This window comes from Pseudomonas sp. N2-3-1-14 (assembly GCF_041228395.1).
In the GTDB taxonomy this organism is placed as follows: Bacteria; Pseudomonadota; Gammaproteobacteria; order Pseudomonadales; family Pseudomonadaceae; genus Aquipseudomonas.
Map to the genome: position 1 here is coordinate 1,961,534 of NZ_CP166199.1, position 14,244 is coordinate 1,975,777.

A 14,244-nucleotide genomic window follows, 5' to 3' on the forward strand; every position below is an offset into this window, starting at 1 on the left:
CTTAAGAGAGCTGGCGAAAAAAGGCCCGGCCCTCAGTAACGAGGGCCGGGCCAATTCTGTTTGCAAGAATGCAGCCAGTCGCGCTTAACCCTTGCGCCCTGCCATGGCCAATTTGATCAACGGGATCAAACCGGCCCCCAGCCGCACCAGGCGCGTCACGCTGCTGATACTGCCGCCCTTGGCGCCCTTGCCGGTAAAAAAGCCCATCAGCGTCACTGCGGCCACGCCCCACAGCGGCGCGTGCTTGATGCCCAGGCTGTCCTGCCAGTTATGGCGCAGGTCACGCACTTTGTTCAGCGGGACCATCAGTTGATGGGATTCATGGCGGATTTCCTGACGGTGCATTTCCATGCGCAGGCGGATCAACGCCTTGCGCATTTCCCGACGGGAGGTGTTTTGCGGGATTTCAGTCATGCTCATGGCAGCAGGCGCTCCCGATCATTGGCCAGCTCTTCGAGGGTGGCGTGGAAGGGCGTGGATTCATCGAATATCGCCGCTTTCAAGCGCACTCCGCAAAACGCTGCGGCCAGGCTGTAGAACACGCAGAGGCTGATAATCCCGGTAAGACGGTAGGTGTCCCAGACCAGAATCATCACCAGCGCCGATAACCCCACCAGTAACAGTAGGGCAAATACCAGCGCCAGGCCTGCAAACAGCAGCAAGCTGACCGTGCGGGATTTCTGCTCCTGCAACTCGATGCCAAACAATTCGACGTGGCTGTGCAGCAAGCCCAGAACGGCCGCGCCCAGGCGTCGGGAAGTGGAGCTTGAGCTCGTGGACGAGCCGGATTCGCCGATAGACATGGTATTAGCGCCTTGTAGCCAGCAGACCGATCAGAAAGCCAACGCCGGCGGCAATGCCGACTGACTGCCAAGGGTTGGCTTGCACGTAATCTTCGGTGGCGGTGACAGCCGCCTGGCCGCGTTCACGCAGGGAATCTTCGGTCAGTTGCAGGGTTTCACGGGCCTTGAGCAGGCTGTCGTGGATCTTGGTGCGCAGCTCGTCGGCCTGGTCGCCGGCCAATACCGCTGTGTCGTCCAGCAACCTTTCAGTGTCACTGACCAGGGTTTGAAAATCCGCCATCAGTATTTCTTGAGCAGTCTTTGCAGTTCTTCGGGCCATGGTTATCTCCGTGATTGGCTGATCTGTGCGTCTGGTGCGTTACGTTTGTTTTCGAGTCACCGCTAACGGTGAAGGTTCACTGCAATTGTCTGGTACAGCTTTTGCTTTGCCTTGGTGCGCCTGCCCCAGGGTATGCGCTGAATCCGGGCGACCCGAGGCTAATGCCTTGAAAAACCTTACCCTAAATAAATAAAACCCGCGGAAAAACCCTGTCGGCAAAGGCCTTTTGTGTTGATCGCTGCGCTAAAGCGGTTCACACCTTCTGCACAGAGGTGGGGCCGGTGGTACCAATTTAGTGCGCGACACCCTGGCTTGAACCGCTTTGGTGCTTTTTGCCTTTAATGCAGGCCTGCCAACCTCCATGGAAAATTTGCAAAGTGCAGTGGACACGCTTGTTCACAGCTCCAACACCCTGTTCATCCTGATCGGTGCGGTCATGGTTTTGGCCATGCACGCCGGCTTCGCGTTCCTGGAAGTCGGCACCGTGCGCCAGAAAAACCAGGTGAATGCCCTGTCGAAGATCCTCAGCGACTTCGCCATCTCGACCCTGGCCTATTTCTTTATAGGCTATTGGATCTCCTACGGCGTGAGCTTCATGCAACCGGCGGCCGTGATCAGCGCCGATCATGGCTACGGCCTGGTGAAGTTTTTCTTCCTGCTGACGTTTGCAGCGGCGATTCCGGCGATTATTTCCGGGGGCATCGCCGAGCGCGCCAAGTTCGCTCCGCAGCTGTGTGCCACCGCGCTGATCGTGGCGTTTATCTACCCGTTTTTCGAAGGCATGGTGTGGAACGGCAACTTCGGCCTGCAAGCCTGGCTGCTCGCAACCTTTGATGCCAGCTTCCATGATTTCGCCGGTTCCGTGGTGGTGCATGCCATGGGCGGCTGGCTGGCGCTGGCGGCGGTGCTGCTGCTGGGACCGCGCAATGGTCGATACCGGGAAGGGCGCTTGGTGGCCTTTGCGCCGTCGAGCATTCCGTTCCTGGCGCTGGGCTCGTGGATCCTGATTGTCGGCTGGTTCGGCTTCAACGTGATGAGCGCGCAGACCCTCAATGGCGTCAGCGGCCTGGTCGCCGTGAACTCGTTGATGGCCATGGTCGGCGGCACCGTTGCCGCGTTGGTGATCGGCCGCAATGACCCAGGCTTCCTGCATAACGGCCCGTTGGCCGGGCTGGTGGCGATCTGCGCCGGTTCCGACCTGATGCACCCGGTGGGCGCGCTGGTCACGGGTGCGGTGGCAGGTGGTTTGTTTGTGTGGTTCTTCATCGCGGCGCAGGATCGTTGGAAGATCGACGACGTACTGGGTGTATGGCCGCTGCACGGCTTGTGCGGCGTATGGGGCGGCATTGCGTGCGGCATCTTTGGCCAGACGGCCCTTGGCGGCCTGGGCGGCGTGAGCCTGATCAGCCAGTTGATCGGTACGGCATTGGGCGTGTTGGTGGCGCTGGTCGGCGGGCTGGTGGTGTACGGCGTGATCAAGCGTGTACACGGGCTACGCCTGAGCCAGGAGCAGGAGTACTACGGCGCAGACCTGTCGATCCACAAGATTGGAGCGGTCAGTCAGGACTGAGCGGTTTTTCGGTCTGCGCATCAAAGCCGTGCAATAGGCGATAACGGCTCTGGCGCACCTCATCCACCCGCGCCTGCACCTGGTGGTCCGGCAGGCCCAGCAGGATCAAGGCGTGGGAGGCGAGCATCAGGCTCGATTCCAGTAGCTCGGGCACCACTTCGCTGGCGCCCGCCGTTTTCAACTCGGCCAGTTGGCTGTCATCGCGCGTGCGCACCAGCACGGGGACGTGCGGGTTGATCCTTCTGGCCTCTTTCAGGACCGTGAGGGCCACATCGCTGTTGTCCACGGCAATCACCACCAGCCGCGCGCGCTCCAGGCCGACCGCACTGAGCAGCGCCCCACGGCGGCAGTCGCCGTAATGCACGCTGCTGTCTTCGGTGGCGGCCTGCGTCACGCGCTCGGGGTCGTCATCCAGGGCGATGAATGCCTGATGTTCCCGACGCAGAAAGCGCCCGATGGATTGCCCGACGCGGCCATACCCGCAAATCACCGCGTGGCCACGTAAATCGGCATTGAGCGCGGTGATTTCCTCCAGTTGCACCTGTTGGTTGGGCTTGCGGTGCAGGCGCAAGGCGATGCCCGGTGCGGCGCGCAGCAACAGCGGGGTCAGCAGCATCGAGCAGAAGGTGGCGGCCAGCAGCAAACCGTTGAACTCGTCCGGGATCAGCCGGCTCTGTTGCATCTGCGCCATCAACGCGAAGCAGAATTCGCCGCCTTGCGCCAGGGCAAGGCCGCTTCGCCACGCGGTTTCACTGTCGCTGCCGCGCAGCTTGACCAGGGCTGCCACCACGCAGCCCTTGATCAGCATCAGCGCGAGGGTCAGGCCGAGGATCAGCAGGCTGTGGCTGACAAACAGTTGCAGGTCGATAAGCATGCCGATGCTGACGAAAAACAGCCCGAGCAGAATGTCGCGAAATGGCCGTATGTCCGCTTCAATCTGATGCCGGTAATGGCTTTCGCCCAACAGCATGCCCGCCAGAAAAGCCCCAAGGGCAGGGGACAGGCCGAGCAAATGCGTGAGCCAGGCGGTGAGCAAGACGATCACCAGCGCCAACAGCACAAACAGCTCAGCCGAATGGGACGCGGCAACTTCGTGGAACAGGCGGGGCAGCAACCAGCGACTGGCAAACAGCAGGCCGACGAACAACAGCACGGTTTTGCCCAGCGTCAGCGGCAGCGCCCAATACCAGGCGTGTTCGCTGCTGCCGGCAAACACCGGCACCAACGTGAGCAGCATTACCGCCACCACATCCTGGAACAGCAACACGCCAATCGCATTCTGGCCGTGACTGCTGAAGATTTCCCCAAGGCTGCTCAGCTCCTTGCTGACAATCGCGGTGGAGGACAATGCCAGCCCCGCGCCGAGCAACAGCGCGACGCTTGGCGACAGACTGAAGCCCATCAACAGGCCTCCCAGCAAGGCTGCGCACCCCAGCACCTGCAAACTGCCCAAGCCAAACACCACGCTGCGCAGGGCAAGCATCTTGGTCAGGGAAAACTCCAATCCCAAAGAAAACAGCAGGAACACCACCCCCAGTTCGGCAAGGTCGGGCAGCTCTTCGCTGTCATTCACCCAGTCCAGAGCGGTGGGCCCCACCGCCAGGCCCACGCACAGGTAACCCAGCACGGGCGGCAATTGCAGGCGTCGAAACAGCGCTATCACCACCAGGGATGAGGCCAGAATGATCAGCAAATTGGCAAACACGGGCAGCTTCCTTGCAGGTTGAGCGGACAAAAAGGCGCGAGAATCGCTGAATCAGTTATAGGCCATGGTGATCTGGGTCAGGCTTTCAATGCCCAGCGGGCGATTTGTAGCAAGCGGGCCTCCTGTGGCAAGCGTGCCTGTCGTGGCAAGCGGGCTTGCTGTGGCGAGCGGGCTTGCCCCGCGTTGGGGCGCGAAGCGGCCCTAAAACCTCCCACCCACGTCCATTCCGAACAAACACACCCGCTTCCTGAGCCCTTTCGCCAATCAACCCGGATCGCCCCGCTCGCCACCGGTATTTGGCAGGCTTAGAATGATTGCCTGTTTCCTGATCAGGCCCATTCGCCATGCTTCCTGAATGCCAGTTATTCGGCACCCTGGGTTGCCATCTTTGTGAGATTGCCGAAGTCGAAATCATGCCGCTCGTCGAACACGGGTTGCTGGTGGAACTGGTGGACATCACCGACCCCGATGACCTGACCGACGCCTACAGCCTGCGGATTCCGGTGCTTCGCCGGGTGGATACCGGGGCAGAGCTGGACTGGCCATTCGACACCGGACAGGTTGTTGCCTTCCTGTCCTAGGCTTTCTCCGATGGCGAGTTTCCAAATATTACGTTACTGTATGTTTGTACAGCGATTGAATAGAGGGAACGCCCGTGGTGAATGTTGAACAACTGAAAAGCAGCGTCAATCGCATGTCCGCCGACGTCGTGCGCGACGCGGTGAACGAGCTGCGCCTCGATGGCCTGGTCACGGAAGGCAAGACGCCTTTTAACAAAGTGCACTTCAATACCTGCTTTGCCGAGATCGAAGCGTTGTTCCAGCGCGCCGGTTATCACAAGCAGTTGGATGTGGTGGGTTACCAAGGGTTGTTGTACGCGCTTTACGATCCCGGTCGCTGGGAAGCGGTGGACGTACTGCGTTGGCTCAAGGAGTTCACCGAGGCGGCCAGCGCTTCGCCGATCCTGCGTGCGCAATTGGCCAAGGCCTGAGATCCGCCCTAGGCTCCATCGCGCTCCATGCGGGATAATGCCCGCCTGATTTTCCAGGCTTCGAGCATTGTCATGTCATCTTCCGGTTTTTCCGCGTCGCAACACCAAGCCAGCACGTTGTATTTGCCACCTGGCAATTGGGCGACGGTGCTGGAGTGTCTGTGCGAGCATTTCCCTGCAATCGGCCGCGAGCACTGGCTGGACCGCATCGCCCGTGGCCGTGTACTCGACATCAACGGCACGCCGATCAGAATGGATTTGGCCTACAAGCAAGGCCTGTGTATTTACTACTTCCGTGAAGTGCCGAATGAGAAGGTCATTCCGGTTGAGGAAACCATCCTGTATGCCGACGAGCACCTGGTGGTCGCCGACAAACCGCATTTTCTCCCGGTGACCCCAGCGGGCGAGTACGTTGAACAGACGCTGTTGCGCCGCTTGATCCGGCGCCTGGATAACCCTGCTCTGGTGCCCTTGCACCGCATCGACCGGCACACCGCAGGGCTGGTGCTGTTCTCGGCCAACCCGCACAGCCGTTCAGCTTATCAACAGCTGTTTCCAACACGGCGCATCGACAAATTCTACGAAGCCATCGCTCCAGCGTTGCCTGATTTGACCTTCCCCATGGTTCACAAAAGCCGTCTGGTGGAGGGCGAACCGTTCTTTCGCATGCAGGAAGGTCCCGGCGTCAGCAATACCGAGACGGCGGTGGAAGTCCGTGAGAAAAACGCCGACCTGTGGCGCTACGGCCTGTTCCCCGTAACCGGCAAGAAGCACCAGTTGCGCGTCCACATGACCGCGCTGGGGGCGAGTATCTGCAATGACCCGTTCTACCCCGACGTCATCAAGGACGCCGAGGACGACTACGCCAACCCGCTCAAGCTGCTGGCCCAGGGCGTGCGGTTTATCGACCCGGTCACCGGTGAGCAACGCGATTTCCGCAGCCGGATCACCCTCGACTGGTAAACCCCGGAAACGACAAGGCCCGCGCGAGGCGGGCCTTGTGGGTCCAGCGTTAAGACTTACAGGTCTTTAACGGTGCGAACCTGATCCTTGTTGATGCGGGTCTGCTTGCCGTCAAGTTGTTCGAACTCGTAGAAGCCCGAAGCCTTATCGAATTTAGGGGTGTCGACGGCCTGGATTTCGCGACCGTCATTCAGGGTGATCACTGTAGGCGAGGCGCAACCGGCGAGAGTAGCGAGGCCCAGTGCAAGCATGAGAGCGGCGATGGTCCGTTGAGTCATGAGTGTGTCTCCGAGAGAATGCTTTTAAATTGCTGACCTTGTGACGCGCTGCGCGTCGACAAAGTTCCTTGTGCGAGGTTCATTCTGACACGCCGAAGGCTGCGTGCAACAGTTCAGGTGTATTCAGGTTGGCCAGGCGCGGGTCATTCGCCGGGCACTCCAGGCCCACGCCGCCCAGTTGCAGCAGAATCTTGCGCGGGCTGCGTTCGCCGGCGTTCCAGGCCCGTTCTACTTCGGTTTGCAGGTGGGTCGGGATGATGCAGATCAAGGGTTCCCAGAATTCGCCCTGACGTACCATCACCGGCACCAGCGGTGTGCGGCGTGCAGTTTCACGCAGATCGGCGAGCAGCGCCGCGTCGATGTTTGGCACGTCGCAGGGCAGGATCAGCAGCTGTGCATGGCGCGCGGCGGCCAGCCCGGCGCGAATGCCTGCCAACGGGCCGGGAAAGTCCGGGCTGTCGTCGCTCACCAACTGGTCGGCGTAGGGCGCATACAGGTCATGGTTGCGATTGCACGAGATAATCAGGTCATCCGTCAGCGCCCGGGTCAGGCGCTGCAGGTGGGCAATCAACGGCTGGCCATGCCAGGGCAGCAGGCCCTTGTCCTGACCACCCATGCGCTGGCCGCGGCCACCGGCCAGCAGCAGAATCGAACAGGGCAGGGGCGAAGAATCGAGAGACATGGCGGTTCCGCTGCGGCAGGTAAATAGGGCCCTGTGATATAACATCGGGCTGTTCCTTCGACAACCGGACCGAGCCATGAAAGCCAAGGCTGATGCGCCCTTCGTACCCCTGAATATTGCTGTACTGACTGTCAGCGACACCCGCACCCTGGACACCGACACTTCAGGCCAGGTCTTCGTCGACCGCCTGACCGCCGCCGGCCACAACCTGGCCGAGCGCGCACTGCTCAAGGACGACCTCTACAAAATCCGCGCGAAAGTCGCCCACTGGATCGCCGAAGACGTGGTGCAAGTGGTGCTGATCACCGGTGGCACCGGCTTCACCGGCCGCGACAGCACGCCCGAAGCGGTGAGCTGCCTGTTGGATAAACAGGTCGACGGCTTTGGCGAACTGTTCCGCCAGATCTCCGTGGCCGATATCGGCACCTCCACCGTGCAATCGCGCGCGCTGGCCGGGCTGGCCAATGGCACGCTGGTGTGCTGCCTGCCGGGTTCGACCAACGCGGTGCGTACCGGCTGGGACGGCATCCTCGCCGAGCAACTGGACAACCGTCATCGCCCGTGCAACTTCGTTCCTCACTTGAAGCAGGCCGAACCCTGCGAATCCCGTGGATAAGCCCGGCAAAACTGGCGCCCTGATGCCAGTGGAAGACGCGCTGCGCCAACTGCTGGACATGGCCGAAGCCGCGCCTATCCGTGAGCCGCATGTGGTGCCGCTGGCCGACTGCGATGGCCGCGTGCTCGCGCACGACCTGATCTCTACCCTCGACTTGCCGCCCTGGCCCAACAGTGCCATGGACGGTTACGCCCTGCGCCAGGCGGACTGGACCGGCGAGCCCTTGCCCGTCAGCCAACGCATCTTCGCCGGCCAGGCGCCGCAGCCGTTGGCCGCTGGCACCTGTGCGCGCATCTTTACCGGTGCGCCAGTGCCCGAAGGCGCCGATTGTGTAGAGATGCAGGAAAATGCCGTGGTCCACGCCGATGAGCGCGTGAGTTTCAGCGAACCTTTGCAGGTGGGCCAGAACATCCGCCCGCAAGGCCAGGAAACCACCGTCGGCGAGTTGGTGTTGAGCGCCGGCACTCGCCTGGGCCCGATCGAGCTGGGCCTGGCCGCCTCCCTGGGGCACGACCGCTTGAGCGTGGTGCGCCGCGTGCGCGTGGCCGTGTTGTCCACCGGCGACGAGTTGATCGAGCCCGGTTTGCCGCTCGGCCCGGGGCAGATCTACAACAGCAACCGACGCGTGCTGTGCAGTTGGCTGGCGCGCATGGGCTGCGAGGTGATCGACGCCGGGATTCTGCCGGATGACCTGGAAAAAACCCGCAAACGCCTGGCGGACCTGGGCAGTGTCGACCTGATTCTGTCGACCGGCGGAGTGTCGGTGGGCGAGGCTGATTTTCTCGGCATCGCCCTGCGCGAAGAGGGCGAGTTGGCCCTGTGGAAGCTGGCGATCAAACCGGGCAAACCGCTGACCTTCGGGCATTTTCGCGGTGTGCCGGTGATCGGCCTGCCCGGCAACCCGGCGTCGACCCTGGTGACGTTTGCGTTGCTGGCGCGGCCCTATCTGCTGCGCCGCCAAGGCGTGCAAGAGGTGGAGCCGTTGCGTTTCGAAGTGCCGGTGGGTTTCACCTGGCCCAAGCCGGGCAACCGCCGCGAATACCTGCGCGGCCGGATCGAGCAGGGCAGGGCGATCATCTACCGTAACCAAAGCTCCGGCGTGCTGCGCAGCGCCGCGTGGGCAGAAGGGTTTGTGGAAGTGCTGGAAGGCACCACGCTGGCTATCGGCGACAACGTCAATTTCATTCCGCTGAGCGAAGTGCTGAACTGACAATAGCGATCTAAATGTGTGAGGGCTCCCTGTGGCGAGCGGGTTCGTTGTGGCGAGCGGGCTTGCCCCGCGTTGGGGCGCGAAGCGGCCCTGATAAAGCCACCACGTTTTTTCAGAAAGATGCAATCGGTGAGGTTTTGGGGCTGCTGCGCAGCCCAACGCGGGGCAAGCCCGCTCGCCACAACTAGCCCGCTCGCCACGACATGCCCGCTTACCGCAAGGGGCATGAGGTCTGCGTCTAGTAATCATCCCCGCGCTCAGTCACATCCCTTTCCACTGGCTCGGCGTTCGGGTCGTACCCCGCCGGAAACTTGCCCTTCAGCGTCCACGCAAAGGCAATGATCTCCGCCACCGTGCGGTACAACTCTTCCGGAATGCTGTCGCCCAGCTCCATGCGCGCCAGCAGCTTGACCAGCTCGGCGTTCTCATAGATCGGCACTTCATTGTCCCGCGCCAGCTTCAAAATGGCTTCGGCCAGGGCATCGTCGCCCTTGGCCGTCAGGGTCGGCGCTTGCTGGCCGTCGTACTTGAGGGCAATCGCCTGGCGTGGTGGGGCTGGATTTTTCATGCGGTTTCATCCACCCAGCGTTGTTCCAGGCCGGTTCTCGGGCCGCGCGGTGGCGTGCCGAGGTGGCAATCCAGGTCGCCGACGTTGAGGCCCGAGGTTACCAGGCGCTCGCGCAAATGGCCCAAATGGCTTTCGATCAAACTGGCGGTAAAGGGCCGGGTTGCCCACAGCTGGCTGGACAGTTTGCCCTGGGTCAGTTGCGCCTGAACCTGCAATGGCCCCAGCGGCTCCATGTCGAACGCCAACTCGACGCGCCAGAGCATCTGCTTGGGGTCTTTCTTGTCTTTGCGTTCGGGCTGATCCTTGTCCGGCGTCGGTTCCTCGCGCTGGAACTTGACCTGCAACGGCACAATGTCCTGCAAGGTGCGCATGGGAATTTCCAGTTGCCAGGTGGTTTGCAAGCGGCCATCGGCGGTGGTGCCGGTTTGCTCCAGGCTCGACAGCTGATGGCTCTGCAGGCGCGAAATCGCACCGGCGGCCAGGCGCAGCAGGTTTTCCAGGTCGCTTTCGCCTTCCAGGCGCTGCATCAGCCGATCCGGCAGCGGAAAGCCGGCGGGCGTCTGGCGCGCGCCGATCTGGCCGAGCGTATTCAGCGGGTTACGCACAAAATTGGGCAATACCTGGGCCAGGGTATTGGCGGCGAGGATGGCGTTGAGATTGGTGGCACTGGGCAGCGCCGGCAGCAAGTCGGCGACCAGGCGCAGCAACGCGCCTTTCATGTCCAGCGGCGGGATTTGCGGGTTTTGCCCGGCGAGCAACTTGGCTTCAAGAAACGCGCCGCTGTTCTGTACCAGCTGCGCCAACACCTTGGGATTGCTCACTTGTGCCAGGTCGGGCAACGCCGCCAGCAACCGCGCGGCCGCGGCGCGCAGGTCGGTGGACGTGCTGTCGTCGGTGGGCAGGTTTTGCAGGGCGGTGAAAACCACGTCCAGCGAGCCTTGGCGACTTTGCTGAGTAGAAAGCTGTTGGGCCACGGCCAATTGATCCTTGAGCCCGCTCAACGGCACGAAGTTCAAGGTCTGCGCATTTTGCACCACGGCGCTGAGCAAGCTGCCCACCCGCAGTGGCTGCGGGCTTTCCAGCGTCAGCGTGGTGCCGGCGAGGGCGTTGTTGAGCACCGTCACCAGCGAGCGGTAGATCGCCGGTTGCGTGGTGCCTTGCGGCAACATCTGGGTGGTCAGCACCTTGGCTTGCAACAGCGTGCCCACCGGCATTTGCGTGGTGTCGATACGGGTGAGGGCGGCCACGTTGGCGCTCAAGGCCTGCTGCAACGAGAGCGTCAGGTTGCCGGCTGGCGTCTGGCTCACCGCTACATTGCTGCCCAACGGCAGAGGCTGGGCGCTGCTGGCTTGCACCAGGGTCTGACGGCCGCCTTCAAGGGTCAATTTGAGCAGCAGCTGAAACGCATCGCCGCCTTGTTTAAGCGCGATCACCTCGGCGTTGGCGGTTTTCCCAGGGTCGATCAGTCCGGCCTGCGGCTCCAGCAGTTTGAGCAACTCGCCGGTCGGCGGCAGCGGGGCAGGCCCGGGCGCCGGGGCAGGAGGCAGCGTAGGAAGGTTGATCTCACCGGTCATCGTGCGCATCGTCTCTGGGGAAATTGCCCTCTTTAGAGTAGGGCATCACATGTATAATGCCGCCCGTCTGCAAAGAGAGCGGTAAAAACCTCACAACTATTTGATCCAGCTCTCTAAAATCGGTCGCCAAAGCCGTTATTGTGCATCTCTCTATAACGGCCGCTGCACCGCCGACTTGAACCGTAAAGGCCCGCGATCTCTTGACCAGCCCTCTTCTTGAAGCCGTAGCGCTCGCCTGTGAACGCGACCTGCGGATGCTGTTCGAACACCTCGAACTGCGTCTGACGGCCGGCGACATGGTGCAAATCAGCGGCCCCAACGGCAGCGGCAAGACCAGTTTGCTGCGCCTGCTGGCCGGCCTGATGCAACCGACGGCAGGGGGGGTGCGGCTCAACGGCCAGCCGCTCAACGAACAACGCAGCGAACTGGCCCGCAACCTGATCTGGATCGGCCACGCCGCCGGCATCAAGGACGTGCTCACGCCGGAAGAGAACCTCAGCTGGCTCAGCGCCCTGCATCACCCGGCCGCCCGTGATGACATTTGGCAAGCCCTGGCGGCCGTCGGCCTCAAAGGCTTTGAAGATGTTCCCTGCCATACCCTGTCCGCCGGCCAGCAGCGCCGCGTCGCCCTGGCGCGTTTGTACCTGCCGGGCCCGCCGCTGTGGATTCTCGACGAACCGTTCACTGCCCTCGACAAACAAGGCGTCGCCCAGCTCGAAGGACACCTGGCCCGGCACTGCGAGCAGGGCGGTTCAGTGGTGCTTACCACTCACCACACGCTGACGCGCATGCCCGCCGGTTACCGTGATCTGGATTTGGGCCGGTGGTCGCTATGAGTGTGTTCGCGCTGCTGGTCGCCCGTGAAGCACGGCTGTTGTGTCGTCGCCCGGCTGAATTGGCCAATCCGCTGGTGTTCTTTGCCATCGTCATCGCCTTGTTCCCGTTGGCGGTCGGTCCCGAGACTAAACTGTTGCAAACCTTGTCCCCAGGGTTAGTGTGGGTAGCGGCGCTTTTATCGGTGCTGCTCTCGCTGGACGGGCTGTTTCGCAGCGATTTCGAAGACGGTTCCCTCGAACAGTGGGTCCTTTCGTCGCACCCGCTGCCACTTCTGGTTCTGGCCAAGGTACTGGCACACTGGGCTTTTTCCGGCTTGGCGCTAGTCTTGCTCTCACCGTTGCTGGCGATGATGCTGGGCTTGCCCGTCGAATGCCTGCCGGTATTGTTGCTGTCCTTGTTGCTCGGTACGCCGGTGCTCAGCCTGTTGGGGGCGGTGGGCGCAGCGTTGACCGTCGGTTTGAAGCGGGGCGGCCTGTTGCTGGCCCTGCTGATTCTGCCTTTGTATATCCCGGTGTTGATCCTGGGCAGCGGCGCCTTGCAGGCCGCGCTCATGGGCATGCCGGCGACCGGTTACCTCCTGTGGCTTGGCAGCCTGACCGCCCTGGCGGTAACCCTGACACCCTTTGCTATAGCGGCTGGCCTGAAGATCAGCGTCGGCGAATAATGAGGTCTGGTTAAGCGTTATTAACCAGTAAAGACCCTGAGTTTCTCGCCAAGACGAGAAACCACCGTGATGGAAACAGCAATGAACTGGACCTGGTTTCACAAGCTCGGCTCGCCCAAATGGTTTTACGGCATCAGCGCCAAGCTGCTGCCGTGGTTGAGCATTGCCGCCGTGTTGCTGATCGGCATCGGCCTGGTCTGGGGCCTGGCCTTCGCCCCGCCGGACTACCAGCAAGGCAACAGCTTTCGCATCATCTATATCCACGTGCCCGCCGCGATGCTGGCGCAGTCCTGCTACGTGATGCTGGCCGTGTGCGGCGTGGTCGGGCTGGTGTGGAAGATGAAACTGGCCGACGTCGCCCTGCAATGCGCCGCGCCCATCGGTGCGTGGATGACCGCCGTGGCGCTGGTCACCGGCGCCATCTGGGGCAAGCCGACCTGGGGTTCATGGTGGGTGTGGGACGCGCGCCTGACCTCGATGCTGATCCTGCTGTTTCTGTACTTCGGCCTGATCGCCCTGGGCAATGCCATCAGCAACCGCGACAGCGCCGCGAAGGCCTGCGCGGTGCTGGCGATTGTCGGCGTGATCAACATCCCGATCATCAAATACTCGGTGCAGTGGTGGAACACCCTGCACCAGGGCGCCACGTTCACCCTTACCGAAAAACCGGCGATGCCCGTGGAAATGTGGGCGCCGCTGCTGCTGATGGTGCTGGGGTTTTATTGCTTCTTCGGCGCCGTGCTGCTGATGCGCATGCGTCTGGAAGTGCTCAAGCGTGAGGCCCGCACCAGCTGGGTCAAGGCCGAAGTGCAAAACAGCCTGGGAGCGCGGGGATGAGTTTCAACTCTTTCAGTGATTTTCTCGCCATGGGCCACCACGGCCTGTACGTCTGGACGGCCTATGGCATCTGCCTGGCGGTGCTGGCCCTCAACGTCACCGCGCCGATCCTGGCCCGCAAGCGTTACCTGCAACAAGAGGCGCGTCGTTTGCGCCGGGAGACCGATAAGTGAATCCGCTGCGTAGAAAGCGTCTGTTGATCATCCTGGCCATCCTGGTCGGTGTGAGTGTTGCCGTGGGCCTGGCGATGAGCGCCCTGCGGGAGAACATCAACCTGTTCTACACCCCGACCCAGATCGCCAACGGCGAAGCGCCGGTAGACACGCGCATTCGCGCGGGCGGCATGGTGGAGAAGGGCTCGCTCAAGCGTTCCGGCGATTCCCTCGACGTCACCTTCGTGGTCACCGACTTCAACAAGGCCGTGACCATCACCTATCGCGGCATCCTCCCGGACCTGTTCCGCGAAGGCCAGGGCATCGTCGCCCTCGGCAAGCTCAATGCCGACGGCGTGGTGGTCGCCGATGAAGTGCTGGCCAAGCACGATGAGAAATACATGCCGCCGGAAGTCACCAAGGCCCTGAAAGACAGCGGCCAACCCGCTCCAACCCCGGCAAAGGAGGGCTAAGT

The 14,244-nt window shown here is 62.1% G+C and carries 19 protein-coding genes; 11 read left to right on the forward strand and 8 right to left on the reverse strand.

Features of this window, described 5'->3' with window-relative positions; genetic code table 11:
* Window positions 1-84 precede the first annotated feature (84 nt).
* Genes AB5I78_RS09120 through AB5I78_RS09130 form a run of 3 tightly spaced genes read right to left on the reverse strand, consistent with a single transcriptional unit; the run spans window position 85 to window position 1,122 of the window.
* On the reverse strand, window positions 85-420 hold the full coding sequence (locus tag AB5I78_RS09120) for a hypothetical protein (RefSeq protein WP_145165090.1): 336 nt from the start codon (window positions 418-420) through the stop codon (window positions 85-87).
* Complete coding sequence (locus AB5I78_RS09125) at window positions 417-803, reverse strand: phage holin family protein (RefSeq protein WP_064451560.1); 387 nt, start codon at window positions 801-803, stop codon at window positions 417-419. The genes AB5I78_RS09120 and AB5I78_RS09125 overlap by 4 nt, the downstream gene beginning before the upstream one ends.
* A 4-nt stretch (window positions 804-807) precedes the next feature.
* Window positions 808-1,122, reverse strand: a complete 315-nt coding sequence (locus AB5I78_RS09130; protein ID WP_106576799.1) for a YqjD family protein — start codon at window positions 1,120-1,122, stop codon at window positions 808-810.
* A 361-nt stretch (window positions 1,123-1,483) separates the two neighbouring features.
* Here AB5I78_RS09130 and AB5I78_RS09135 point away from each other — a divergent pair, with 361 nt between their 5' ends.
* A complete protein-coding gene (locus AB5I78_RS09135) occupies window positions 1,484-2,692 on the forward strand; it encodes an ammonium transporter (RefSeq protein WP_369300516.1) in 1,209 nt (402 codons plus the stop codon).
* Here the strand turns inward: AB5I78_RS09135 and AB5I78_RS09140 are convergent.
* Window positions 2,679-4,397: a cation:proton antiporter gene (locus tag AB5I78_RS09140; RefSeq protein ID WP_369300515.1), complete on the reverse strand. Its 1,719-nt coding sequence runs from the start codon at window positions 4,395-4,397 to the stop codon at window positions 2,679-2,681. The genes AB5I78_RS09135 and AB5I78_RS09140 overlap by 14 nt on opposite strands.
* Before the next feature lie 344 nt (window positions 4,398-4,741).
* Between AB5I78_RS09140 and AB5I78_RS09145 the strand changes: the two genes are divergently transcribed.
* From AB5I78_RS09145 to AB5I78_RS09155, 3 genes are all read left to right on the forward strand, one after another.
* Window positions 4,742-4,978 (forward strand): glutaredoxin family protein, encoded by a 237-nt coding sequence (locus AB5I78_RS09145; protein WP_145165084.1) that lies wholly within the window; start codon window positions 4,742-4,744, stop codon window positions 4,976-4,978.
* A 74-nt stretch (window positions 4,979-5,052) separates the two neighbouring features.
* A complete protein-coding gene (locus AB5I78_RS09150) occupies window positions 5,053-5,388 on the forward strand; it encodes a hypothetical protein (protein WP_017529348.1) in 336 nt (111 codons plus the stop codon).
* 72 nt (window positions 5,389-5,460) lie between these two features.
* On the forward strand, window positions 5,461-6,351 hold the full coding sequence (locus AB5I78_RS09155; protein WP_369300513.1) for a pseudouridine synthase: 891 nt from the start codon (window positions 5,461-5,463) through the stop codon (window positions 6,349-6,351).
* A gap of 56 nt (window positions 6,352-6,407) precedes the next feature.
* Here the strand turns inward: AB5I78_RS09155 and AB5I78_RS09160 are convergent, their stop codons facing one another.
* Both AB5I78_RS09160 and mobA read right to left on the reverse strand, forming a co-directional pair.
* Window positions 6,408-6,629, reverse strand: a complete 222-nt coding sequence (locus tag AB5I78_RS09160; RefSeq protein ID WP_065901933.1) for a YgdI/YgdR family lipoprotein — start codon at window positions 6,627-6,629, stop codon at window positions 6,408-6,410.
* A gap of 79 nt (window positions 6,630-6,708) precedes the next feature.
* Complete coding sequence (mobA, locus tag AB5I78_RS09165; protein WP_262207475.1) at window positions 6,709-7,311, reverse strand: molybdenum cofactor guanylyltransferase MobA; 603 nt, start codon at window positions 7,309-7,311, stop codon at window positions 6,709-6,711.
* 76 nt (window positions 7,312-7,387) lie between these two features.
* Between mobA and moaB the strand changes: the two genes are divergently transcribed.
* Both moaB and glp read left to right on the forward strand, forming a co-directional pair.
* Complete coding sequence (gene moaB / locus AB5I78_RS09170) at window positions 7,388-7,927, forward strand: molybdenum cofactor biosynthesis protein B (protein ID WP_242193761.1); 540 nt, start codon at window positions 7,388-7,390, stop codon at window positions 7,925-7,927.
* 22 nt (window positions 7,928-7,949) lie between these two features.
* Window positions 7,950-9,137 (forward strand): gephyrin-like molybdotransferase Glp, encoded by a 1,188-nt coding sequence (gene glp, locus AB5I78_RS09175; protein ID WP_262207488.1) that lies wholly within the window; start codon window positions 7,950-7,952, stop codon window positions 9,135-9,137.
* Between the two features lie 238 nt (window positions 9,138-9,375).
* Here glp and AB5I78_RS09180 read toward each other — a convergent pair whose 3' ends face one another.
* Window positions 9,376-9,705 (reverse strand): EscU/YscU/HrcU family type III secretion system export apparatus switch protein, encoded by a 330-nt coding sequence (locus AB5I78_RS09180; protein WP_145165073.1) that lies wholly within the window; start codon window positions 9,703-9,705, stop codon window positions 9,376-9,378.
* Window positions 9,702-11,279 (reverse strand): flagellar hook-length control protein FliK, encoded by a 1,578-nt coding sequence (locus tag AB5I78_RS09185; RefSeq protein WP_369300510.1) that lies wholly within the window; start codon window positions 11,277-11,279, stop codon window positions 9,702-9,704. Before AB5I78_RS09185 ends, AB5I78_RS09180 begins: the two co-directional genes overlap by 4 nt.
* A 200-nt stretch (window positions 11,280-11,479) precedes the next feature.
* Here AB5I78_RS09185 and ccmA point away from each other — a divergent pair, with 200 nt between their 5' ends.
* The 5 genes from ccmA (at window position 11,480) to ccmE (ending at window position 14,242) form a co-directional block, all read left to right on the forward strand.
* Window positions 11,480-12,115 carry a cytochrome c biogenesis heme-transporting ATPase CcmA gene (gene ccmA, locus AB5I78_RS09190; RefSeq protein ID WP_369300509.1) on the forward strand — a complete coding sequence of 212 codons (636 nt, stop codon included), beginning with the start codon at window positions 11,480-11,482 and terminating at the stop codon, window positions 12,113-12,115.
* Window positions 12,112-12,780: a heme exporter protein CcmB gene (gene ccmB, locus AB5I78_RS09195; RefSeq protein WP_003189951.1), complete on the forward strand. Its 669-nt coding sequence runs from the start codon at window positions 12,112-12,114 to the stop codon at window positions 12,778-12,780. The genes ccmA and ccmB overlap by 4 nt, the downstream gene beginning before the upstream one ends.
* Window positions 12,781-12,861: 81 nt before the next feature.
* Window positions 12,862-13,617 carry a heme ABC transporter permease gene (locus AB5I78_RS09200; protein WP_145165067.1) on the forward strand — a complete coding sequence of 252 codons (756 nt, stop codon included), beginning with the start codon at window positions 12,862-12,864 and terminating at the stop codon, window positions 13,615-13,617.
* Window positions 13,614-13,790: a heme exporter protein CcmD gene (gene ccmD, locus AB5I78_RS09205; RefSeq protein ID WP_369300508.1), complete on the forward strand. Its 177-nt coding sequence runs from the start codon at window positions 13,614-13,616 to the stop codon at window positions 13,788-13,790. The genes AB5I78_RS09200 and ccmD overlap by 4 nt, the downstream gene beginning before the upstream one ends.
* Window positions 13,787-14,242, forward strand: a complete 456-nt coding sequence (gene ccmE / locus AB5I78_RS09210; protein ID WP_106576791.1) for a cytochrome c maturation protein CcmE — start codon at window positions 13,787-13,789, stop codon at window positions 14,240-14,242. Before ccmD ends, ccmE begins: the two co-directional genes overlap by 4 nt.
* The last annotated feature ends 2 nt before the right edge of the window (window positions 14,243-14,244 follow it).

Coding starts and splice junctions, on each gene's coding strand:
- AB5I78_RS09185 (WP_369300510.1), bottom strand. CDS start 11,279: ATGACCGGTGAGATCAACCTTCCTACGCTGCCTCCTGCCCCGGCGCCC.
- AB5I78_RS09180 (WP_145165073.1), bottom strand. CDS start 9,705: ATGAAAAATCCAGCCCCACCACGCCAGGCGATTGCCCTCAAGTACGAC.
- ccmD (WP_369300508.1), top strand. CDS start 13,614: ATGAGTTTCAACTCTTTCAGTGATTTTCTCGCCATGGGCCACCACGGC.
- moaB (WP_242193761.1), top strand. CDS start 7,388: ATGAAAGCCAAGGCTGATGCGCCCTTCGTACCCCTGAATATTGCTGTA.
- glp (WP_262207488.1), top strand. CDS start 7,950: ATGCCAGTGGAAGACGCGCTGCGCCAACTGCTGGACATGGCCGAAGCC.
- AB5I78_RS09160 (WP_065901933.1), bottom strand. CDS start 6,629: ATGACTCAACGGACCATCGCCGCTCTCATGCTTGCACTGGGCCTCGCT.
- AB5I78_RS09145 (WP_145165084.1), top strand. CDS start 4,742: ATGCTTCCTGAATGCCAGTTATTCGGCACCCTGGGTTGCCATCTTTGT.
- AB5I78_RS09200 (WP_145165067.1), top strand. CDS start 12,862: ATGAACTGGACCTGGTTTCACAAGCTCGGCTCGCCCAAATGGTTTTAC.
- AB5I78_RS09120 (WP_145165090.1), bottom strand. CDS start 420: ATGAGCATGACTGAAATCCCGCAAAACACCTCCCGTCGGGAAATGCGC.
- AB5I78_RS09125 (WP_064451560.1), bottom strand. CDS start 803: ATGTCTATCGGCGAATCCGGCTCGTCCACGAGCTCAAGCTCCACTTCC.
- AB5I78_RS09155 (WP_369300513.1), top strand. CDS start 5,461: ATGTCATCTTCCGGTTTTTCCGCGTCGCAACACCAAGCCAGCACGTTG.
- mobA (WP_262207475.1), bottom strand. CDS start 7,311: ATGTCTCTCGATTCTTCGCCCCTGCCCTGTTCGATTCTGCTGCTGGCC.
- AB5I78_RS09135 (WP_369300516.1), top strand. CDS start 1,484: ATGGAAAATTTGCAAAGTGCAGTGGACACGCTTGTTCACAGCTCCAAC.
- ccmB (WP_003189951.1), top strand. CDS start 12,112: ATGAGTGTGTTCGCGCTGCTGGTCGCCCGTGAAGCACGGCTGTTGTGT.
- AB5I78_RS09130 (WP_106576799.1), bottom strand. CDS start 1,122: ATGGCCCGAAGAACTGCAAAGACTGCTCAAGAAATACTGATGGCGGAT.